The 20,646-nt window shown below is 73.7% G+C and carries 19 protein-coding genes; 11 read left to right on the forward strand and 8 right to left on the reverse strand.

Translation table 11 applies throughout. The features are described 5' to 3' along the window. Nucleotides 1-388: 388 nt before the first annotated feature. The 4 genes from Q1K26_RS03910 (at nt 389) to Q1K26_RS03925 (ending at nt 3,457) form a co-directional block, all read left to right on the forward strand. On the forward strand, nt 389-1,279 hold the full coding sequence (locus tag Q1K26_RS03910) for a DUF2188 domain-containing protein (protein WP_300007761.1): 891 nt from the start codon (nt 389-391) through the stop codon (nt 1,277-1,279). A gap of 65 nt (nt 1,280-1,344) precedes the next feature. After that, nucleotides 1,345-2,526, forward strand: a complete 1,182-nt coding sequence (locus Q1K26_RS03915; RefSeq protein WP_300007762.1) for a luciferase family protein — start codon at nt 1,345-1,347, stop codon at nt 2,524-2,526. A 46-nt stretch (nt 2,527-2,572) separates the two neighbouring features. Beyond that, a complete protein-coding gene (locus Q1K26_RS03920; protein ID WP_300007763.1) occupies nt 2,573-2,854 on the forward strand; it encodes a hypothetical protein in 282 nt (93 codons plus the stop codon). A 141-nt stretch (nt 2,855-2,995) separates the two neighbouring features. Then, nucleotides 2,996-3,457: an SRPBCC domain-containing protein gene (locus tag Q1K26_RS03925; RefSeq protein ID WP_300007764.1), complete on the forward strand. Its 462-nt coding sequence runs from the start codon at nt 2,996-2,998 to the stop codon at nt 3,455-3,457. 176 nt (nt 3,458-3,633) lie between these two features. Here the strand turns inward: Q1K26_RS03925 and Q1K26_RS03930 are convergent, their stop codons facing one another. After that, nucleotides 3,634-4,743 carry a glycoside hydrolase family 6 protein gene (locus Q1K26_RS03930; protein WP_300007765.1) on the reverse strand — a complete coding sequence of 370 codons (1,110 nt, stop codon included), beginning with the start codon at nt 4,741-4,743 and terminating at the stop codon, nt 3,634-3,636. A gap of 114 nt (nt 4,744-4,857) precedes the next feature. Then, on the reverse strand, nt 4,858-6,366 hold the full coding sequence (locus Q1K26_RS03935) for an acyl-CoA synthetase (RefSeq protein WP_300007766.1): 1,509 nt from the start codon (nt 6,364-6,366) through the stop codon (nt 4,858-4,860). Nucleotides 6,367-6,452: 86 nt separating this feature from the next. On the opposite strand from Q1K26_RS03935, the gene Q1K26_RS03940 reads away from it, so the two are divergent. Beyond that, nucleotides 6,453-7,433, forward strand: coding sequence for a serine/threonine-protein kinase (locus Q1K26_RS03940; protein ID WP_300007767.1), 981 nt, complete (start codon nt 6,453-6,455; stop codon nt 7,431-7,433). 7 nt (nt 7,434-7,440) lie between these two features. Here Q1K26_RS03940 and mftM read toward each other — a convergent pair whose 3' ends face one another. The 6 genes from mftM to Q1K26_RS03970 all read right to left on the reverse strand — a co-directional run bounded on the left by mftM (nt 7,441) and on the right by Q1K26_RS03970 (nt 14,026). Further along, the gene (gene mftM, locus Q1K26_RS03945; RefSeq protein ID WP_300007768.1) at nt 7,441-8,196 is read right to left on the reverse strand and encodes a mycofactocin oligosaccharide methyltransferase MftM; all 756 of its coding nucleotides are present in this window, start codon (nt 8,194-8,196) and stop codon (nt 7,441-7,443) included. A gap of 9 nt (nt 8,197-8,205) precedes the next feature. Then, the gene (locus Q1K26_RS03950) at nt 8,206-8,472 is read right to left on the reverse strand and encodes a hypothetical protein (RefSeq protein WP_300007769.1); all 267 of its coding nucleotides are present in this window, start codon (nt 8,470-8,472) and stop codon (nt 8,206-8,208) included. Between the two features lie 51 nt (nt 8,473-8,523). Further along, nucleotides 8,524-10,053 (reverse strand): VWA domain-containing protein, encoded by a 1,530-nt coding sequence (locus Q1K26_RS03955; RefSeq protein WP_300007770.1) that lies wholly within the window; start codon nt 10,051-10,053, stop codon nt 8,524-8,526. Nucleotides 10,054-10,145: 92 nt separating this feature from the next. Then, a complete protein-coding gene (locus Q1K26_RS03960) occupies nt 10,146-11,378 on the reverse strand; it encodes a MoxR family ATPase (protein WP_300007771.1) in 1,233 nt (410 codons plus the stop codon). Nucleotides 11,379-11,475: 97 nt separating this feature from the next. Beyond that, the gene (gene mdo / locus Q1K26_RS03965) at nt 11,476-12,768 is read right to left on the reverse strand and encodes an NDMA-dependent methanol dehydrogenase (protein WP_300007772.1); all 1,293 of its coding nucleotides are present in this window, start codon (nt 12,766-12,768) and stop codon (nt 11,476-11,478) included. Between the two features lie 175 nt (nt 12,769-12,943). Continuing rightward, nucleotides 12,944-14,026 (reverse strand): GNAT family N-acetyltransferase, encoded by a 1,083-nt coding sequence (locus tag Q1K26_RS03970; protein ID WP_300007774.1) that lies wholly within the window; start codon nt 14,024-14,026, stop codon nt 12,944-12,946. A gap of 103 nt (nt 14,027-14,129) precedes the next feature. Between Q1K26_RS03970 and mftA the strand changes: the two genes are divergently transcribed. The 6 genes from mftA (at nt 14,130) to mftE (ending at nt 20,524) form a co-directional block, all read left to right on the forward strand. Next, nucleotides 14,130-14,231 (forward strand): mycofactocin precursor MftA, encoded by a 102-nt coding sequence (gene mftA, locus Q1K26_RS03975; protein ID WP_300007775.1) that lies wholly within the window; start codon nt 14,130-14,132, stop codon nt 14,229-14,231. 73 nt (nt 14,232-14,304) lie between these two features. Next, the gene (gene mftB / locus Q1K26_RS03980; protein ID WP_300007791.1) at nt 14,305-14,565 is read left to right on the forward strand and encodes a mycofactocin biosynthesis chaperone MftB; all 261 of its coding nucleotides are present in this window, start codon (nt 14,305-14,307) and stop codon (nt 14,563-14,565) included. A gap of 31 nt (nt 14,566-14,596) precedes the next feature. After that, on the forward strand, nt 14,597-15,814 hold the full coding sequence (mftC, locus tag Q1K26_RS03985; RefSeq protein ID WP_300007776.1) for a mycofactocin radical SAM maturase: 1,218 nt from the start codon (nt 14,597-14,599) through the stop codon (nt 15,812-15,814). A 41-nt stretch (nt 15,815-15,855) separates the two neighbouring features. After that, nucleotides 15,856-17,889, forward strand: coding sequence for an FAD-dependent oxidoreductase (locus Q1K26_RS03990; RefSeq protein ID WP_300007777.1), 2,034 nt, complete (start codon nt 15,856-15,858; stop codon nt 17,887-17,889). Continuing rightward, nucleotides 17,886-19,826 carry a mycofactocin system FadH/OYE family oxidoreductase 2 gene (locus Q1K26_RS03995; protein WP_300007778.1) on the forward strand — a complete coding sequence of 647 codons (1,941 nt, stop codon included), beginning with the start codon at nt 17,886-17,888 and terminating at the stop codon, nt 19,824-19,826. The genes Q1K26_RS03990 and Q1K26_RS03995 overlap by 4 nt, the downstream gene beginning before the upstream one ends. Continuing rightward, the gene (gene mftE, locus Q1K26_RS04000; RefSeq protein WP_300007779.1) at nt 19,823-20,524 is read left to right on the forward strand and encodes a mycofactocin biosynthesis peptidyl-dipeptidase MftE; all 702 of its coding nucleotides are present in this window, start codon (nt 19,823-19,825) and stop codon (nt 20,522-20,524) included. The genes Q1K26_RS03995 and mftE overlap by 4 nt, the downstream gene beginning before the upstream one ends. The last annotated feature ends 122 nt before the right edge of the window (nt 20,525-20,646 follow it).

Consider the following 20,646-nt stretch of genomic DNA (forward strand, 5'->3'; position numbering starts at 1 on the left):
GCCGCCGCCCAGCAGGCCCGGCTGCAACTCCCACAGCAGCGGGTGGGGCCAGATCACAGAAGAACACCCGGCCTCCCGCCTGCGACGGATGGGGCCAGATCAGAGGAGAACTCCGGGGCCAGTTCTGGTTGACACAGCCACGTTGCTGGAGACCGGGTGGGCGCCCCGGCCCCCGCGCCGGCCACGTCTGCCCGCCCGGCCGGTGGACAACCAGCTGACCCTGTTCTGACCGTCCCGGACGGCGGACACACCGTTGCCGGTCCGCAACCCGCCGCGTTCCGCCCTTCCGGCAGGGGGGTGACCACCGTCTCCTGGTCAGGAGCGTGAGGAATCGGCCGAAGGGGGACTCCTCCCTGTGAGTGGTCCGCGATTCCAGGAGGAGACGAGCATGTCCGACCGTCACGTGGTTCCTGCCGAGTCCGGGTGGCAGGTCGAGAAGGAGAACGCCAAGCGGCCGAGTGCGAAGGCGCCGACCCAGGCCGAGGCCGTGACGCGGGCCGTGGAGATCGTCGCCAACGACGGCGGTGGCCGCGTCGTCGTGCACGGTGCCGACGGCACCATCCGCGAGACCCGCACCGTCACTCCCGACGCCGCCACCGCGGCGCAGGCGGCGGGCGCCACCGCCACCGCCACCGCACGTGGCGCGCAGGCCGCGGCGGGGAAGGCGGCCGACGAGGTCGCGGGCACGGCCGGGGCGGTCGCCGACGACGTCTCGGGCACCGCGAAGAGGTCCGCGGGCAACGCCCGCGACACCGCCACCAGGGCCGCGGACACGACCAGGGACGCAGCAGGCGCCGTCGCCGACGACGTCGCGGACGTCGTCGACGGCCGGACGAGCCCGACCACGGCGGCGAGCATCGCCGCCGGGACCGTCGGCGGCGCCGCCGAGACGATCGGCGACCGGGCCGCGGACACCGGCCGCGAGATCGCCGACGACGTCGCGACCACGGGCCGACGCGCCCGCGCCGAACTGGCCGGCACCGCGCGGGAGGCCGGCGACTCGCTCGTCGACGGCGCGGACCGGGCCGTCGCGGTCGGCGACGGCCTCGGTGACCGGCTGCAGACCGCGTCGCAGCAGGCCGGGAGCACCATCTTCTCGTTCACCGAGCGCGCCGCGCACCCGCTCGACGCGGCCGCGCGCGCCCTCAACCCGGTGCGCATCGCCGGTCGCACGGCGGGCGTCGTGATCTCCGGGGCGCTGCACGTGGGCGCGGTCGTCACCCGCAGCGGTACCCGCACGGCGCAGCGGTCGGCCCGGCTCGTCACCGGCCGCCGGTGAGTACCGGCGGGTGTGCGGTCTCGAAGTGAGACCGCACACCCGCCCGGGCGCCCTACCGTGCACGGGTGGCGCACTCCCGGCGGGCGACCGGACCCGGTGACGAGCCGATGCTCGCTCGCTGGGGCAGCGAGCACCCCTCGGCGCCGCTCGTCGTCGTCCTGCACGGCAACGGCACCAGCGAGCACTCGATGATCGAGATCTCGCCGTGGCTGCCGCACGGGCCCGTCGCGTACGCGGCGGTCCGGGGGCCGTTCCAGGACGCCACCGGTTACAGCTGGTACCTCGACGGGTCCGACATCCTCCCCACCTGCGCGTGGCTGGAGGGCTGGCTCGACACCGAGGGCGATCCGGAACGCCCGGTGTTGCTGGTCGGCTTCCGCGAGGGCGTCACCGTCGCCGCCGCCCTGATGCTGTCGGCGCCGCACCGGTTCGCGGGTGGCGTTCTGATCTACGGCGCGCTCCCGTTCGACGTGGACCTCCCGCTGCGCCGCGGGCGGCTGTCGGGGATGCCGGTGTTCCTCGCCCACGGCACCGACGACCCCCGCACTCCCGCCGCGTTGCTCGCCCGGACCGGCGCGTGGCTGGCCCGGGAGAGCGGGGCACCGCTGTGGAACGTGCGCGTGCCCGGCGGCGCCCAGCTCGCGGGCGAGGTCGTCGGCGCCGTCGGGACCTGGCTCGGCGACCGGCTCGACCACCTGCGCGCCCACGGCGAGAACCCGTTGCCCGACGGCGACGCGCCGCCGTGGCCGACGGTGCCGGGCGGCACGCTGCCCCACCGCGACGGCGGGCCGCCGATCGTGACCGAGCGGATCCCGCAGCACCAGGAGTCCTCGCGCTCCGGCGGCCCGTTGACCGCACGCCTGTGGGACCGCCTCGCGGCCCTCGACGGTGTGGAGACGGCGCCCGCGGCGGTCGGCGTCGAGGGGACGCGGTCGCTCCTGCTGGACCGCGCGGTCGCCACCGGCCCGGACGGCGCGTACCTGATGCCCGAGCTCGGCGAGTTCGCCCACCAGCATCCCGACCCGGACGGCAGCGTGCACGCCGTCCTTCCCGACGCCCTGGCCTACGACGCGATCGCCAAGGGCTGGGCGGTGCCGCACCCGCTGGCCGGGCTGCGCGTCAGCCCGGGGGCGGTGCTGGTGGCGGCGCCGCGTGACGTCGGCGAGGTGGAGACCGTCGCCGGCATCGTCGCCGCGTCGCACCGGTACGCCACGGGTGGCCTCGCGTCGGATGACCGAAACATCTGATTCGTGTCGATCGAGTAGGACCACGACCACGATCGAGGGAGCACCGATGCCCGACGACGACGCCGTCTCACGTGCCGCCCGGACCGCGACCGCATCGGCGCGTCGCCGTCTGGGGTCGGCCCGCAGCCAGATCGGCTCGGCCCGCAAGGCGTTCTCCGTGCCGGTGGGGATCCTGTCGTGGAACTCGATCGGGGACCTGCTGAAGAGGCACGAGGGCTGTGCGGGCGACTACCGCGCGCTGCAGGAGGCGCTGGACGCTGCCGATGCAGCCGTCGCACGAGCGGAGGCGGCCTGCGCCGGGCTCGACAAGGCGGCGGGCCGCGGCTGACGGCGCAAGGTGCCGGTGGTGATGACGCGCGCCCCGCGCACGCTTAATGCCAGACGTGACTTATATAAATCAGGAGTGGTTTAGTTCGGGCTGCGCGCGGGGACCGGGTCGGCCCCGGGGTGATTCATCAGCGAGGGGGACATGACGATGAAGGATGTACTCGACGAACTGGCCGCCGCCCGCCGGAAGATGGGCACGGCGACCCTGCCCGCCGGTGAGGCCTACACTATGGAGCTGAGGCGTCGCTACGACGCGCACCTCGACGACGTGTGGGACGCCATCACCAGCCCCGAGCGGCTGAGCCGCTGGCTGAAGCCGGTCACCGGTGACCTGCGCCCCGGCGCCGGCGGCGTCGGCTGGGACCTGCACCTCCTCGCACTCGCCAGGTTCCCGGGCGACGGCGAGGTTCTTGACCACGAGGAGTTCCCGACATCGCCCGCCGGACACGAGTTCAGCCGGCGCAGCGCCGCCGCCTGGGGCGAGGCCCACCTGGCCGGCGGGGGCGAACCGGACCACGTCGCGGCCGCGGTCGAGGCCACCACCGCGTTCTACCTGCCCACCGGGGACGCGTCGGCCCGGGCGAGCGGGTCGACGCTGAACTGAGGGCCGCGTAGACCCACCGGAGCGGCGGTCTCAGCGGTCAGCCGCCGAGCGCACCAGCTGCGCCCCGGCAGCCCGGTCGAGCTCACCTTCGCGTTCGGTCTCGACGGGGACGGGCGGATCACGCGACTGACGATCCGGCCGGACGCCTGATCGGGGCCGGAAGGAGCGGTGGCGCGTCAGTCGGTGAGGTCCAGCGCGTAGTCGGGGTACCAGCCGCCCGCGGGCGGGTCCTCGCCGCGGCACGCACCGTCCGACTCGCCCGGCCGTTTGATCCACAGCAGGGCGTCGACCAGCGGGTCGCCGGTGTCGGTGGTGGGCGGCTCGCCGATCTCGCGGTCCGGCGGGTTGCACCACGCCGGGCCCTCGTCGACCTCGGGCTCGGTGGCGGCGCCGTTGCGGCTGGTGTCGACGACGAAGTGCGCGCCGCCGAGCCGTTCGGAGATCGCGGTGCCGTACTCGATGTTCTCCTCGGTGGAGATGAAGTTCGAGACGTTGAGCGCGAACCCGGCGGCCTCGCGCACGCCGGCGCGGTCGAGGGCGTCGGCGATCACGTCGACGTCCGGGACGTACTGCGGATGCCCGGCGTCGACGTACACGTCCGCGCCCGCATCGCCGAGCACTTCGACCGCGTCGGCGAGCAACCCGTACCGCCCGGCGTCTCGGGTGCAGCCGGAGATTTGCTGCGGGATCGCGTCCGGCTCGAGCACCAGCAGCGGCACGCTGTCACCGAAGCCCGACGCGAGCTCCGCCACCCACTCGCGGTACTCCGCCGCGCCCCCGGCCCCACCGCCGGAGTAGCTGCCGCAGTCGCGGTTCGGGATGTTGTAGGCGACCAGCAGCGGCCGCGCCCGGGCCGCCCGCGCGCGTGTCACGTACTCCGCCACCTGCGCGCCCACCTCGGAGGGATCGGCGCTCACCCACAGCGGCTGGGGCTGCGAGGCGATGCGGTCGACCCGCTCGGCGTCCTCGACGCGGCCCTGGTCGAGCCACTCCCGCACCTGCTGCGCGGCCGGGGTGGTCGGGTCGACGTAGAACGGTGACGGATCGCCGAGCCCGGGCCCGCTGCGGGCCCGCTGCGACGACGGGACCGCCTCGCAGGCCCGCGCGGCCACCGGCGTGCACGGCGCCCCGGGCCGTTCGGCAGCACCGGACGCGGCAGCACCGGACGCGGCAGCACCGGACGCGGAAGCACCGGACGCGGCAGCACCGGACGCGGCAGCACCGGGCACGGGGCCGACCGCGACCGCGACGACCACGGCGAGGACCGCCGCCACTGTGCTGCCCACCCGCCGACCCCTCCCCTGCGACGCCCGCAGGATCGCAGAGCGGTCGGCCGCCGGGGGTGGGTCCGGGAATGTTCGGGCGGATCGGTGGACACCCGATCGGAGGGCGCGAAGGCATCAGGGCAGGTTGTCGCGCAACACCCGCTTGAGCAGCTTGCCCGACTGGTTGCGCGGCAGCTCGTCGACCAGGTAAACGTGCTTGGGCCGCTTGAAACCGGCGAGTCGGTCGCGCGTGTGCGCGATCAGCTCCTCGGGCGTCACCGGTTCCTTGACGACGACGAACGCCGTGACGGCCTCGATCCAGCGGTCGTCGGGCGTGCCGATGACGGCCACCTCGGCCACCGCGGGATGGGTGTAGATCGCGTCCTCCACCTCCCGCGAGGCCACCAGCACCCCGCCGGTGTTGATCACGTCCTTGATCCGGTCGACGACGGTGATGTAGCCCTCGGCGTCGATGCGCACGAGGTCGCCGGAGTGGAACCAGCCGTCACGGAAGGCCTCGGCGGTCTCCTCGGGTTTGTCCCAGTAGCCCTCGCACAGCTGCGGCGACCGGTAGACGACCTCGCCGATCTCCCCCGCCGCGACGTCGTTGCCCTCGCCGTCGACGACCCGGATCTCGACGAACAGCACCGAACGGCCGCAGGACTCGGGCCGGTCGGCGTGCTCGGCCGGGCCGAGCGAGGTGGCCAGCGGCCCGATCTCGGACTGCCCGAACAGGTTGTAGAACCCCAGCCCGGGCAGGGCCTTCTGCAGCCGCTGCAGCACCGGCTGCGGCATGATCGACGCGCCGTAGAACGCCTTGCGCAGCGACGACAGGTCGCGGGTGGCGAAATCGGGATGCTGGGACAGGGGCACCCAGACCGTGGGGGCGAGGAACACCGCGCCGATGCGCATCTCCTCGACGAGACGCAGCACCTCGGGGACGTCGGGGGCCTCCATCAGGTGGTTCGTGGCGCCCACCGCGAGGTAGGGCAGCAGGAACACGTGCATGCCGGCCGAGTGGTAGAGCGGCATCGGGTGCAGCGGGTCGTCGGACTCGTGGCACTCCAGCGCGAGGATCGACGAGACGTACTCGTGCACCAGCGCGCGATGGGTCATCATCGCGCCCTTGGGCCGCGAGGTGGTGCCGGAGGTGTAGAGCAGCTGCACGAGGTCGGTGTCGGCCACTCCGACGTCGATCTCGGGGACGTCGCCGGTCGACGCGCGGGCGAGCAGCGAGTCGTCGGTGTCGCGCAGGGGCAGCCGGTACTCGATCTCCAGGCCGGTCGCGGCGACGTGCTCGGCGAGGGACGGGTCGACGAGCACCGCGCGGCTGCCCGACTGCTCCAGCAGGTAGGCCAGCTCGTCGCCGACCAGCGCGTAGTTGATCGGGACGTGCACGAGCCCGGCCCGGGCGCAGCCCAGGAACGCGAGCAGGTAGGCGTCGGAGTTGCGACCGTAGGTGGCGACGCGGTCCCCGGCGCCCAGCCCCATCGCCAGCAGCGTGGCCGCGGCGCGGGTGACGGCGTCGTCGAGCTCGCGGTAGCTCCAGCGGCGGTCGGCGAACAGCAGCGCCGTGCGGTCGGGGTGGCGCGCGGCGCTGCGGCGCAGCACGCCGTCGACGGTGCTGGAACGGGTGGTGATCATGTGGACGGTCCTTCCGATCGGCCGGGCGTGAGGATCTTCGCATCCCGTTCGCGCATGAAACCCCCCATCGGGGGAACGGACGGGGCGTGAGTGATGCGGAGGGGCGCGTCGTGGGGGGCCGCTACCGGCTCGGATCGGTGATCGGGATCGGGTCGTCGGCGGTGGTGCACCGCGCCCGTGACCTCGTCGGCGGCGCCCCTGTCGCGGTGAAGGTCTTCCATACGGGCACCGCCGACGACCTGCGACAGCATCGCCGCGAGGTCGAGGCGCTCTCCCGGATGCGCCATCCCGGGCTGGTCGCCCTGCGTGCCGACGGGCTCGAGGACGGGGCCCCGTACGTGGTGACCGACCTGGTCGAGGGGCCCACGCTGGCCGAGCGGATCGGGGCGGGGCCGCTACCGCCCGAGCAGGTCCGCCGCCTGGCCGCCGAGCTGGCGGCCGCGCTCGCGCACGTGCACGCGGGCGGGATCGTGCACCGCGATGTGAAGCCCGCGAACGTCCTGCTCGACGACGACGACGGCGGCCGCGCCCGACTCACCGACTTCGGCATCGCGAAGGCCGTCGCCTGCGCCGTCGTGACCGAGGCCGGGCTGGTCGTCGGTACCGCCGCGTTCCTGGCTCCCGAGCAGGCCCGCGGCGCTGCGGTGGGGCCGGCCGCCGACATGTACGCGCTCGGGCTCGTGCTGCTGGAGGCCCTGACCGCCCGCCGCGAGTACCCCGGTCAGGCCGTGGAGTCGGCCACCGCGCGGCTGCACCGCAACCCGGTCGTCCCCGACGGGCTCCCTGGCGGGCTGACCGCTCTCATCCGTGCTCTGACCTGCGCCGACCCCGAGATGCGACCGACCGCGGCGGAGGTCGTCGCCCAGCTCGAACGGCCTGTCCCGGTGCCGCGCCGTGGGGGCGTACACCGCCGCCCGCGGCGCCGCGGCCCGGTGACCGTCGCCGTGTCGGCGCTGGGGGTGGCCGCCGCCGGGTCGACCGCTGTCATGATCGGCTGTCTCGGCACCGCGGGGCCGGCACCGGCGGTCGGCCGGACGCCTCCGAGCGCGGTCACGGTGGGCCGCTGAGCGGGGTTCAGCGGTCGATCACCAGCCAGCCGCCGTGATGGTCACCGACGCGGTAAGGGTGGCCGGTGGCCGCGCCGAGTGCCTCCAGGGCGGCGGCGTCGAACGTGCGGATGTGACCCCAGGCCGGGTCCGGCACGTCCTCGTAGGGCACGGCGACCACGACGCGGCGGCGGGCGACCCGCAGCATCTCCGCGAGCACCACCGCGTCGACGCCGGGCGGCAGGTGTTCGAGGAGGTGCACGGCGAACACGGTGTCGGCGGCCCCGTCGGCCAGTGGGACCGCGGTGGCGTCGCCCGCCACGGTCCGCAGCGGGCGGCCCAGCATCGGGGCGACCGACGCCAGCAGCCGGACGGTACCGGCCGAGAGGTCCACCGCGGTGACATCGTGCCCGGCGGCCGCGAGCGCCAGTGACAGGAACCCGAAGCAGCACCCCAGCTCCACCACCGAGCCGACGGCCAGTTCCACCGCCCGGTCGTGCACCGGCGCCATCCCGGCGTTGGTACCGCCCGGCGCGCCGCCGCGGGCGAGCGCGTCGAGGGTGTTGCGGTAGAACGCGGCCCACGCCTGTGCCGGGTCCGGGGCGGTGGACAGCACCACCGATACGAAGGTGCGCTCGAACGCCGACGCCTCGATCAGGCCGGGGGTGACCAGGTCGGCGGCGATCCAGTCGGCGAGATCGTTGTTGATCTCGTCGAGTGAGATGCCGTGGCGCAGGCGCCCGTCCGGGCCGATGCGCAGCCGCGGGGCGGTGGCGGTGGTCATCCCCGCACGCTAGCCGCGCCGGGCCGGCGGCGGACCCCCCGATCGTCCGGGGTCGGGCGAGGGCGGGGCCACCGCACCGGCGTCGTGGGTACCGCGCAGGCGTCCCGACGGCGGTGCGGTACCCACGACGGGTGTGTCGTCAGGTCGGGGCGGCGTGGCCAGGCCCCCGTCCGCCGCCGCGGTCGGGCGGGGGCCCATCTCCTCCGGCGCCACCGGCAGGCTCAGCACCGGGCCGAACGACGGCGCGCCGTCGGCGTCGCTGAGCTCGGGCAGCACCGCGCGACCCTCCCGGCCCACTCGCGGGTCCCGGAACACCGGGCGACGTCGTCAGCGGCCCACGAGCTCCGCGGCCATCTCGTGGGCGGCGGTCTCCAGGCCGGTGAGGTCGCGGACCACCCGCACCCGTGAGCAGTACTCCGCGTACTCGGGCAGGTCGCAGCCCCCCAGGCCCCAGGAGTAGCGGGGCTCCGGGGTGAGCCAGATCGTCTCCCGCGCGCGGCGGGTGATCTCGGCGAACGCCTCGATGTTGGGGTCGTTGCCGTTGCCCCGCCCGTCCCCGAGGATGATCACGGTGGAGCGGCGGTTGACCGCCGAGCCGAAGTCCTCACCGAACGTGCCGAACGCGGCGCCGTAGTCGGAGTTGGCGTCCACGTCGAGCACGTCGCCGCCGAAGATCAACCCCAGGGCCTGCTCCACGGGGTGGTCCTCGAACAGGTCGGTGACCTCCGCCAGCTCGGCGACGAACGCGAACGTGCGCACCTGCCCGAACAGGTTCTGCAGGCCGTGCACCAGGTGCAGCGTGAACCGGGCCGTGGCGCGCACCGACAGCGACACGTCGGCCAGGATCACCAGGCGCGGCTTGTCCTCCGAGCGCGTGACGGTCACAGGGGAGAACGGGATGCCGTCGAAGCGCATGTTGCGGCGCATCGTGCGGCCCGAGTCGATCCGTCCCCGGCTGGACACCTTGCGCTTGTGCGTGAGCCCGCCGTGCAGCGTGTGGGCGAGGCGGCGCAGCGACTCCTCCAGCTCCATGCGCTCGTGCTCGCCGACGCGGTCGACCTCCCGGACCTTCTCCGCCTCCACGCCCTCGACGACCTTGCTCTCCAGCGCCATCAGGGCCTCGAGGTGCTTCTTCAACGCCTCGGGCAGGCCGGCGAGGACGCCGGTCATGCGGCGGCGCAGCGCGGCCGCGTCGTCCTCGGTGCCCTCCTGCGACTCCCCGTCCATGTCGTTGAGCCAGCCGAACAGCATCTCCTGCTGGGCCACCGACAGGTCGGCGTCGACCTTGGTGCCCTGCTGCTGGCTGATCTCCCCGGGCATGCCCGCGTTGTGCAGGCTGTCGGTCTCGATCTGGACCCGCTGGCCCTCCCCGTCGATGCCCTGGCTGTCCTTCGACAGCACGATCTCGTCGGTCATCGCGGCCATGTCGATCTTGTTGGCCTCCTGGTGCAGGTTGTACTGCTGCGCCAGGTCGTCGGGATCGAAGTAGTCGCGGATGTCGGCGGGCTTGCCGTGCTCGTGGCCCTGCTGGGGGGTCTCGCTGGGCTCCTCGCTCAGCGTGAAGCTCTCCAGGTCGCCGGTGTCCTCCAGGTCGCCGTGGCCGTGCCCGTGGCCGTGCCCGGTGTCCGGGCGCCCGACCTTCACCAGCGCGAAGAACTGGTCGAAGATCTCGTCGAAGATCTCCTCGTCGCGCCGGTCCTTCACCAGCGCCACGCGCAGCGCCGCCCGCAGCTGTTCCCGGTCGTGCATCATCCCCGGCTGGCGGGCGCACGCCATGGCGTCGAGCGCCTCCGGGATGGAGATCCGCACCCCCCGCAGTCGTAACAGCCGGACGAACCGGTGCAACGCGTTCTCCACTGGGCCTCCTCAGAGCTGGCACACAGGTCGGCGGGCCCGCACACAGGTCAGGAGCCGTGTGCGGGCCCCCGGACCTGTGTGCGAGCGGTTGTTCACAGCGCCCGCCTGCGGCCCAGGCCCGCCCCGAAGCTACGACTGCCGCGCTCCGCGGGGACCTTCGGCGGTACCACCGCCTTCGCTCCCGCGTCGCCGCCGAGGGGGTTGCTGCCGTAGGTGTTGCCGAAGCGGCCGGGGGTGTCCTTCGCCGCGCGCACCGCGCGGCCGTCGACCTCGTCGTCGACGTCGTCGTCGCGGCGACCGGTGGGGGCGACGGGAGCGGGCTCGTGGTCGTCGTGGCCGCCGTGCCCGTGTCCGTGGCCGTGCCCGTGGCCGTTCTCCGGGACCGTGGCGTTGGGGTCGACGAGCTTCGGGAGCGCGCCGATGGCCTTGCGGACGTCCTTGTCGTACTTGACCACCACCGACACCGTGTCGGACAGGATCGTGGCGTCGAGCTCCTGCACCCCCAGCACGGCCAGGGTGCGGGCCCAGTCGATGGTCTCCGAGATCGACGGCGACTTGCGCAGCTCCAGCTCGCGCAGCCCGCGCACGACCTGCACCAACTGCTCGGCGAGCGCGTCGGGCAGGCCCGTGTTCTTGCTGCGGACGATCTCCAGCTCGCGCTCGGCGGAGGGATAGTCCAGGAACAGGTGCAGGCAGCGGCGCTTGAGGGCGGCCGAGAGGTCGCGGGTGTTGTTCGACGTCAGCACCACGTAGGGCGGGGTCGCCGTGGTGAACGTGCCGACCTCGGGCACCGACACCTGGAACTCGGCGAGGGTCTCCAGCAGCACGGCCTCCAGCGCCTCGTCGGCGCGGTCCACCTCGTCGATGAGCAGCACGACGGGCTGCTCGGAACGGATCGACTCCAGCAGCGGGCGCGAGGCCAGGAAGCGCTCGGAGAAGAACACGCTCTCCTGCGCGCCGATGCGGTCGACCGCGTCCTCCAGCGTGGGGGCGTCGGCGACGACCTGGCCGATCTTCTCGCGCAGGATCTGGGTGTAGAGCAGCTGCTTGCCGTAGTCCCACTCGTAGAGGGCCTTGGTCTCGTCCTGGCCCTCGTAGCACTGCAACCGGAGCAACCTGCGGCCGGTCGTGGCGGCGAGCGCCTTGGCGAGCTCGGTCTTGCCGACGCCCGCGGGTCCCTCGATGAGCAGCGGCTTGTCGAGCCGGTTCACCAGGAAGATCGTGGTGGCGAGCCGCGTGTCCGCGATGTACCCCTGCTCGCCCAGTGCCTCGACGACCTCGTCGACGGAGTCGAACGCTCCGGTGCCGGCCTCGAACTGCGACATGCTGCTCCGTTCCTCTTTCTGGCCCTTGTACGTCACCCGACCGGGCCGAGGGGGCACCGGCCAGCGCCGGTGCCCCCTCGACTGTAAGCGGAGTTGCTCAGGTGAGCAGGTCGTCCAGGTCGCCGTTCATGCAGTGGTCGACCACGGGGCGCACCGTCTCGAAGGTGCACTCCTTCGGGTTGCCCGGGGTGCAGGCGTCACCGAGGACGTGGTTGGTGATGCGGTCGACGTCGGCCGCGTCGCCCTTGATGACGCTCTCGTTCTCGTAGAACTTGGTCGGGCCGATGCCCAGGCGGTTCTTCGAGTACGAGTCCTGCTTGACGTCGACGAAGCGCTCCTGGATGCCCACGTCGCGCAGCAGTCGGATGGACGCGGCGAGCGCGGCCTCGGCGGCCTGGACGTCGGTCATGCCGTGCGTGTCGATGTCCATCGCCCGGGCGATGTCGGCGAAGCGCTTGTAGTGCGTGGGCATGTTGAACGCCCACACGCGGGGCAGCGCGACGGCGTTGTTCAGGCCGTGGTGGGTGTCGTAGAACGCCGACACCGCGTGGCTGATCGAGTGGATGATGCCCAGGCCACCGGAGTTGAACGCCTGCGCCGCGATGTACTGCGCGTTCATCATCCCGAAGCGGCCGTCGTAGCCCTGCGGGTTCCAGACCGCCTCACGCAGGTTCTGGTTGGTCAGCTTGATCGCGTGCAGGGCGTTGCCCAGCGACGGGTCGAAGTTGATCCGGGAGACGTAGGGCTCGGAGGCGTGCGCGAGCACGTCGAAGCCGCACTGGGCGGTGTAGTCGACCGGGCAGCTGTAGTAGAGCACCGGGTCGTCGATGGCGAGGGTCGTGACGCTCGCGTCGTCGAACGCCACGTACTTGTGGGGGTTGTTCGGGTCGGTCGTGGTGTCGGTGATGACGTAGGCCCAGGAGGTCTCCGAGCCGGTGCCGGCCGTGGTGGAGACCGCGATGTGCGGCGGGTTCTTCGGGTTCTCGGACTTGTTGAAACCCTCGAACTCGTTGACGTTGCGGCCGTCGTGGGCCACCGAGACGCGGGCGCCCTTGCAGGCGTCGTGCGAGGAACCGCCGCCGATGGAGACGAAGCTGTCGCAGTTGTTCTGCTGGTACATCCCCACGGCGTCCATGACGTTGTAGTCCTTGGGGTTGGACTCGACCTTGTCGTACACGACGACCTCGAGGCCGTGGTACTTCATCGACTCGACGATCTTGTGGACGATGTCGGATCCGCGCAGGCCCGACGTCATCACCAGCGTCTTCTTGAAGCCCAGCTTGAGGGCCTCCGGACCGATCAGCTCGTGTGCGCCCGGACCCATGAGGGCACGGGGGAACGGGTGGAACTCCTTGATCGGGAACTGCGGAAGCATCTCTTCGACCTGCATGGCAGCCCTTTCTGGTGCAGGTAATGGGTCGAGACCCGACGCTAGGACCCCTGTGGCCCCGAGCACAGAAAGACCGTGAGGAGGGACGGGACCGCCCTGCCTGATCGGGCAGCTAACCGTCGCCCTGGCGCTCTCAGCAGGCAATTGCCAATTAATTGCAGCAGTTGTCGACGAGTCAGTACCGGCTCACGTTCCAGAACCGGTTCACCTCGACGAAACCGCGCCGGGTGTACCAGTGCCGGGGCCGGCCGTCGGCGTCGGCGCTGAGTACCACGAGGTCACAGCCGGCCTCGGCGGCGAGCGCGCGGGCGCCCGCGAGCAGCGTGTGGGCGTGCGCCCGCCCCCGGTGCTCCGGGAGCGTCTCCACGGCGTCGATGTCGGCGGTCGCCCCGTCGATCCGCAGGACCGCGGACGCCACGACCACGCCCGACTCGCGCACGGCCAGGCAGCGCAGGTCGACCACCCGTTCCTCCACGAGCAGGCGGTCGGTGAGCTGGGCGATCTCGGCGTCCGGCGCCTCGGGCAGGCGGCGTCGCCACCCGGCGTCCAGGACCGGACGCAGGGCGTCGACGTCGACGACCTCGACGCGGTCCCGGCTGCCGCCGGCCGGGGCGGTCATCCCGATGAGCGGTCGCACCCGCCAGTCGCCCTCGCCGAGCGCCGCGGCCGTGGCCTCCAGGTGCCCACCCAGCAGGCGGATCTCGCGGTAGGGGAGCCCGCCGAGCGCACGGGCGGCGTCCGCGGCCACCGTGGCCGCATCGGTCTCGCCGTCGATCAGCAGCCGGTTGTGCCGGCGGGACGCGGGCACGGTGTCCGTCCGCACCGCCATCCCGCCGGTCACCGGGATCTCGTGCGTGGCCGCGCGCCGCAGGAACGACGGCTCGAACGCGGCCTGGCGTCCCCCGGCGTCGAGCACGGGCAGCACCGGGGCGTCGTACCCGCCGTCGGCGCGGGGGCGGTAGGGCAGCACGGCGAGCACCGCGGAGGTGGGGACCGGTCCGTAGGCGTGCGGGAACCGCATGTCGGGCGGATCGGTCGGGAGACCGGGCTCGAACCGGACGGGCACGCCGATCCGGTCCGGGTCGAGGGCGAGCACGAGCAGGTCGGGGCGCCCGCCGAACAGCCGGCCGGCCGGCAGCGCCACCTGATCCGCCGTGGACAGGTGCACGAACTCGGCGACGGACGGGGCGATCACGCCTGCCGCCAGGCAGTCACGCCAGGCCGCGGCGGGGATCAGGTGCAGCAGCGGGGTCGTCATCGGCGCAGTCTGCCCCCTTCGATCGGAGGGGAGGCCTTGTCTCTGGCACCCGGTGCCAATTAGCGTCGGCCGGGCCCGCGTCACCCGAAGTCAGGAGCTGCCCATGGCCCCCGCACCGGACCCCCAGTCCGTCCACGAAGAGCCCGTGGTCGAGGAGACCCTCGTCGAGGAGGTCTCGATCGACGGCATGTGCGGTGTCTACTAGTCCCCCCAGCGGGGTCGACACTGCGGCTGACGTCGTCGCCGGGCCCGCCTCCGCGGGCCCGGCGTTCGATCCCCTGCTGCCTCACCGCTGCAGCCCGAGCGTGGCGCTGCGGCCCGAGCCGTTCGGCGCGCTCGTGTACCACTTCGGCACCCGCAAGCTGTCGTTCCTGAAGACGCCGCAGCTCGTCGTGGTCGTCCGGGACCTGGAGCAGTTCCCCGACGTGCACGCCTCGATCGAGGCGGCGGGCGTCGAGGAGTCACAGCGCCCCGCCTACCTGCGCGCCCTGGCCGGCCTCGCCGCCAACGGCACCATCGAACCCCGCCCCACCACCTGAGAGTTCACACCTCTCCACGAGCGGAGCTCCTGTGAAGCTGGTCGACCACTTCCAGTACGGCCTGAACTCCCCCATCTGCCTGACCTGGGAGCTCACCTACGCCTGCAACCTGGCGTGCGTGCACTGCCTGTCGTCCTCGGGCCGCCGCGACCCGCGCGAGCTCACCACCGCCGAGGCCAAGGGCGTGATCGACGAGCTGCAGCGGATGCAGGTCTTCTACATCAACATCGGCGGCGGCGAGCCGACGGTGCGCCCCGACTTCTGGGAGCTGCTCGACTACTCGATCGACCACAACGTCGGGGTGAAGTTCTCCACCAACGGCATCAAGCTGGACCAGAAGCGCTCCGCGCAGCTCGCCCGCACCGACTACGTCGACGTGCAGATCTCGCTCGACGGCGCCACCGCCGACGTCAACGACCACGTGCGCGGCCCCGGCTCCTACGACACGGCGATCCGCGCGCTGGAGAACCTGGCCGAGGCCGGGTTCGGGCAGCCGAAGATCTCGGTGGTCATGACGCGGCAGAACGTCGACCAGCTCGACGAGTTCAAGTCGATCGCCGACAAGTACAACGCGCAGCTGCGGATCACCCGGCTGCGCCCGTCGGGGCGCGGCGCGGACGTCTGGGACGAGCTGCACCCGCTCCCGTCGCAGCAGAAGCAGATGTACGACTGGCTGGTCGCGAAGGGCGACTCGGTGCTCACCGGGGACTCGTTCTTCCACCTCTCCGCGTTCGGCGAGGCCCTGCCCGGGCTCAACCTGTGCGGCGCCGGGCGCGTGGTCTGCCTGATCGACCCGGTCGGCGACGTGTATGCCTGCCCGTTCGCGATCCACGAGAACTTCCTGGCCGGCAACCTCCGCTCGCCCGGCGGTTTCCAGGAGATCTGGGAGAACTCGGAGCTGTTCACCGAGCTGCGGCAGCCGCAGACCGGCGGTGCGTGTTCCTCCTGCATGCACTACGACTCGTGCCAGGGCGGGTGCATGGCGGCCAAGTTCTTCACCGGCCTCCCGCTCGACGGGCCCGACCCGGAGTGCGTCCGCGGGTTCGGCGAGCAGGCGCTGGCGGCCCGCGACGGGTCGCACGAGATCCCCAGGTCCGATGTCGACCACTCGCGCTCGACGCCGCGCAACTCGCGCGGGCCGGTGCCGGTGCAGATCGGTATGGGCCGCCCGGACAAGGCGTGTGAGACCAGCCCGCTGGTGGACGGCGCGGCGGACACGCGCCTGAGCCCTGCGGCGGCACGCGCCTGAGCCGAGACTCCGTCGACGAACGGCACTCCCGTCCACTCCCGGTGGACGGCGGTGCCGTTCGTTCGCTGGTGGGGGAGGTGGCGCTCGGCGGGCGGGCCGCGCCCAGTCGGGTGCTGTTCGGGCCGCACGTCACCAACCTGGGGCGGCGGCGGGCGATCTCGGAGCGGCACGTCGCGTACTACGCGCGGCGGGCCGCCGGGGGTGCGGGCGTGATCGTCACCGAGGTGGCGTCGGTGCACGACTCCGACTGGCCCTACGAGCGCGCGCCGCTCGCCACCGACTGCGCCGACGGCTGGCGTGCCGTCACCCAGGCCTGCCACTCGCACGGTGCGCTCGTGCTGGCCGGCCTCGGGCACGCCGGATCCCAGGGCAGCTCGGCCCACGGCCAGCAGGCGTTGTGGGCGCCGTCGCGGGTGCCGGACGTGGCGACCCGCGAGGTACCGATGGCCATGGAGCGGCCCGAGATCGACGCGCTGGTGGCCGGGTTCGCCGTCGCCGCCGGGCTGGCCGCCGGGGCGGGCTGCGACGGCGTCGAGATCGACGCCGGGCAGCACTCGCTGCTACGGCAGTTCCTCTCCGGCCTCACCAACCACCGCGCCGACGCCTTCGGCCGCGACCGCTCCCTGTTGCTGTGCCACGTACTCGACGCCGTGCGGGACACCCTCGGTGCCGACCGCGTCCTGGGCCTGCGCCTGTGCTGCGACGAGCTCGCGCCGTGGGCCGGGATCACGCCGGAAGCCGCCGCCGACATCACCCGCACGGCGGCGGCTTTGACCGACTACGTGGTACCGGTGCGCGGCAGCGCCCTGTCCGTCGCGGCCACCCGCCCCGACCTGCACACCGAGCCCGGCTTCAACCGCGACCTGTGCGGTGGGCTGCGGGCGGGCCTCCACCGCCCCACCCCGCCGATCAAGGGCGGACGGTTGCCCGATGATCACCGATCGCGACCATCCGCCCTTGATCACCGCGGCGTCAGGCAGGAGATGGCGCTGGTGCTGCAGGGCAGCGTCGTCGATCCTGGGTTCGCCCAGGCCGCGCTGGACGCCGGGGTGTGCGACCTCGTGGAGATGACGCGCGCGCAGATCGCCGAGCCGGACCTGGTCGCCCTCGTGCGGGCCGGCACGGCGGACCGGATCCGGCCCTGCACGCTGTCCAACCAGCGCAGCACGGTGCGCGACCCGCGCAACCCGATCGTCTCCGACGAGGCCGAGCCGGACGCCGGGCACGAGACGGAGCCCCGGCCCGGTCCGGCCGCCGCACCGCGCGACGTGCTGGTCGTGGGCGGCGGGCCGGCCGGGCTGGAGGCCGCGCGGGAGCTGGCGCTGCGCGGGCACCGGGTTCGGCTCGTCGAGCAGGCGGGCGAGCTGGGCGGGGGGCTGCGGCTCGCCGCGGCGGTCGCCGGCCGGGCCCGGATGGGGGTGCTGCTGCCGTGGTGGTGCCGGGAGCTGACCCGGCTCGGCGTCACCATCGAGACCGCCGTGCGGGTGGGCGTCGGCGAGCTCGACGCGGCCACCCGCGGCGGGGTGGCGGTGCTGCTGGCCACCGGCTCCCGGGACGGGCCGCGGCCCTACGACTCCGACGCCCCGGTCGTCTCCGCGGCCGCGTTCGAGGCCGCTGTGCTGGCCGCGGGTTCGGTGGACGAGGTGCTCCCGCCGGGCGCCGTCGTCGTCCACGACCCGGTGGGGGACTGGACCGGCGTCGGGATCGCCGAGCAGGTGGCCGCGGCCGGGCGGGTGACGGCGCTCGTCACCCCCGACCAGGTGGCCGGCACCCAGCTGGCGATCACCGGGGACCTCGCCCCGGCCAACGCCCGGCTGGAGCGGGCCGGGGTGGCGCGCGAGCTGCGGTCGCTGCTGCGCGGGGTGACCGGGCGCCGGGCGGTGCTCGAGCACATCTGGACCGGTGAGCGGCGGGCGGTCGACTGCGCCGTGGTGATCGACTGCGGGCACCGCCTTCCCGACGACGCGCTCTGGCGCGCCCGTCCCGACCTCCCGCGCGCCGGGGACTGCGTGGCCCCCCGCACCGTCGCCGAGGCCGTGCTGGAGGGCCGGCGGCTGGCCCGGGAGCTGCGGTGATCGACTCGTCCCTGCGGCTGGGCCCGCTGACGCTGCGCAACCGCATCGTCTTCTCCGCCCACCTCACCAACTTCGCCGAGGACGGCCTGCCGACCGCCCAGCACGTCGCCTACTACGCCGCCCGGGCCGCGGGCGGCGTCGGGCTCGTGATCACCGAGGAGCACTCCGTCGACCCGGCGGACCGGCCCTACGAGAAGCTGATCGACGGCACCGACCCGCGCGTGCTGCCGGGCTACCGCGCCATCACCGACGCGGTCCACGCCCACGGCGCCGCTGTGCTCGCGCAGCTCAACCACAACGGCGGGCAGGCGGGCGGGATGTACACGCGGGCGCCGGTGCACGCGCCGTCGGCGGTGCCGGACCCGATGTTCCGCGAGGTTCCCGTCGAGCTCACGCCGACCGGGATCGCGGAGATCGTCGCCGGGTACGCGCGGGTCGCGGCTCGATGCGTCGAGGGCGGTTTCGACGGCGTCGAGATCCAGTGCTCGCACTCGTCGCTCGTGCGGCAGTTCCTCTCGCCCGCCACGAACCTGCGCACCGACGGGTACGGCGGCCCGGTGGAGCAGCGGGCCCGGATCCTGTCCGAGATCGTCGACGCCGTGCGTGCCGCGATCGGCCCCACGCGGGTGCTCGGCGTGCGGCTCTGCGGGGACGAGGGCATCGAGCACGGCATCACGATCGACGACGCCGTCGCCGTGGCGCGGCTGCTGGCGGGGCGGGTCGACCACGTCAACACCTCCATCGGCGTCGCCACCTCGACGCTGTACCTGATCGAGGCGTCGCTGCGGTTCCGGCCGGGCTACGCGCTGTCGATCCCGGCGGCCGTGAAACGGGTGGTCGACGTGCCGGTGATCGGGGTCGGGCGGTTCACGACGCGCGCCGAGGCGGAGCGGGCGCTGACCGGTGGATCCTGTGACCTGGTCGGCGTCGTGCGCGGGCAGATCGCCGACCCCGGGTTCGCGTCGGGCCCGGTGCGGGCGTGCGTGGGGTGCAACCAGGAGTGCGTCGGGCGGGTAGGGCGCAACCGGTGGCTGGGCTGCGTGGTCAACCCGCGCGCCGGACGGGAGGCGGTGCCGCTCCCGGCGCCCGGCGTGTCGAAGCGGGTACTGGTGGTCGGCGGCGGACCGGCGGGGATGCGGGCAGCGGCCACCGCCGCGTCCCGCGGCCACCGGGTCGTGCTGTGCGAGCGCGACGGCGCGACCGGGGGTGCGGTCCGGCTCGCGGCCGCCGCGCCCGGCCGGGTCGAGTTCGGCAACGTGGTCCGCGACCTGCTCGCCGAGTGCGTGGCCGCCGGGGTCGAGGTGGTGACCGGGACCGCCGTGGACCTCGCGCACGTCGAGCGCGTGGATCCCGACGTCGTCGTCCTCGCCACCGGTGCCCGCCCCCGCCTGCCCGGCTGGGCGCACGCAGGCCCCGACTCGCGCGCACGCAGGCCCCGACTCGCGCGCGCGATCCCCGGCAGGGTGGTGGACGTGCGGGAGGTGCTGTCCGGGGACGTCGCGCCGCAGGGCAGGGTGCTCGTGTACGACGAGCTGGGGTTCCACCAGGCCCCCGCCGTGGCCGAGCTGCTCGCGGCGAGGGGGTGCACCGTGGAGATCATGACACCGGGGATGGTGGTGGCCCAGGACCTGGGCACCACGCTGGACATGGAGCTGTTCCACCGCCGCGCCCACGCCGCCGGGATCACGCTGACCACCGACCGCGTGATCACCGGCGTCGCGGGTTGCGAGGTCACCGTGCTGCACCACACCGTCGGCGCCGAGAGCCGGGTCCGCTACGACTGGATCGTCTGCGCGGCTCCACCGGATCCCGACGAGGCGCTCTGGACCGCGCTGCGCGGCGGCGGACGACCCGTGCACCGGGTCGGCGACTGCCTCGCCCCCCGCCGGGTGCACGCCGCGGTGATCGAAGGCCACCGGATCGGCGTCGGGCTGTGACCGGGCGGCTGGGGGAGCGCACCTGGACCGAGGTCGACGGCCCCGCGCCGCGCACGGTGCTCGTCCCCGTGGGATCGCTGGAGCAGCACGGCCCGCACCTCCCGCTCGACACCGACGCCCGGATCGCCGCCGCCGTCGCCCGCCGGGCCGCCGACGGCGATCCCGCGCTGCTGCTCGCGCCCCCGCTGGCCTACGGCGCGTCCGGTGAGCACGAGGGCTTCGCCGGCACGCTCTCGATCGGCCACGAGGCCCTGCGTGCGGTGCTCGTCGAGCTGGGCCGCTCGGCGTCGTCGTGGGCGTCGCGGCTGGTGTTCGTCAACGGCCACGGCGGCAACCTGCCGACCGTGCCCGACGCCGTCGCGCAGCTGCGCCACGAGGGCCGCGACGCCGCCTGGTTCGGCTGCGCGGTACCGCGCGGCGACGCCCACGCCGGCCGCACCGAGACCGCGATCCTGCTGGCACTGGACCCGTCGGTGGTGCGGGATGCGGACTGGGAGCCCGGCAACACCGCCCCGCTGGCCGAGCTGCTGCCCACGCTCGTACGCGGTGGCGTCGCCGCGGCCAGCCCGAACGGCGTCCTCGGCGACCCCCGCGGCGCGACGGCGCAGGAGGGCGCGGAGTTGCTGGAGGCGATGGTCACCCGGCTCCGCGACCGCCTCGCCCGCTGGCAGCCCGACGACCGCGGCCGCCTCGGCTGACGGGCTGACCGCCGCGGGCTCGCCCGAGGCCGTCCTCGGGGCCGGGGAGCGGTCGCTCGACGGGGTCGGCCCGCCGGCGCTGGAGCTGGTCGAGGTGATCGCCTCCCCGACGGTGACGCACC

Source organism: Pseudonocardia sp., from assembly GCF_029263155.1.
In the GTDB taxonomy this organism is placed as follows: domain Bacteria; phylum Actinomycetota; class Actinomycetes; order Mycobacteriales; family Pseudonocardiaceae; genus Pseudonocardia.

Excerpts from the sequence above, each read along its gene's own strand:
- mftA (WP_300007775.1), top strand. The coding sequence starts at position 14,130 with ATGGCCCCCGCACCGGACCCCCAGTCCGTCCACGAAGAGCCCGTGGTC.
- Q1K26_RS03970 (WP_300007774.1), bottom strand. The coding sequence starts at position 14,026 with ATGACGACCCCGCTGCTGCACCTGATCCCCGCCGCGGCCTGGCGTGAC.
- Q1K26_RS03935 (WP_300007766.1), bottom strand. The coding sequence starts at position 6,366 with ATGATCACCACCCGTTCCAGCACCGTCGACGGCGTGCTGCGCCGCAGC.
- mftM (WP_300007768.1), bottom strand. The coding sequence starts at position 8,196 with ATGACCACCGCCACCGCCCCGCGGCTGCGCATCGGCCCGGACGGGCGC.
- Q1K26_RS03960 (WP_300007771.1), bottom strand. The coding sequence starts at position 11,378 with ATGTCGCAGTTCGAGGCCGGCACCGGAGCGTTCGACTCCGTCGACGAG.
- mdo (WP_300007772.1), bottom strand. The coding sequence starts at position 12,768 with ATGCAGGTCGAAGAGATGCTTCCGCAGTTCCCGATCAAGGAGTTCCAC.
- Q1K26_RS03925 (WP_300007764.1), top strand. The coding sequence starts at position 2,996 with ATGACGATGAAGGATGTACTCGACGAACTGGCCGCCGCCCGCCGGAAG.
- Q1K26_RS03910 (WP_300007761.1), top strand. The coding sequence starts at position 389 with ATGTCCGACCGTCACGTGGTTCCTGCCGAGTCCGGGTGGCAGGTCGAG.
- Q1K26_RS03920 (WP_300007763.1), top strand. The coding sequence starts at position 2,573 with ATGCCCGACGACGACGCCGTCTCACGTGCCGCCCGGACCGCGACCGCA.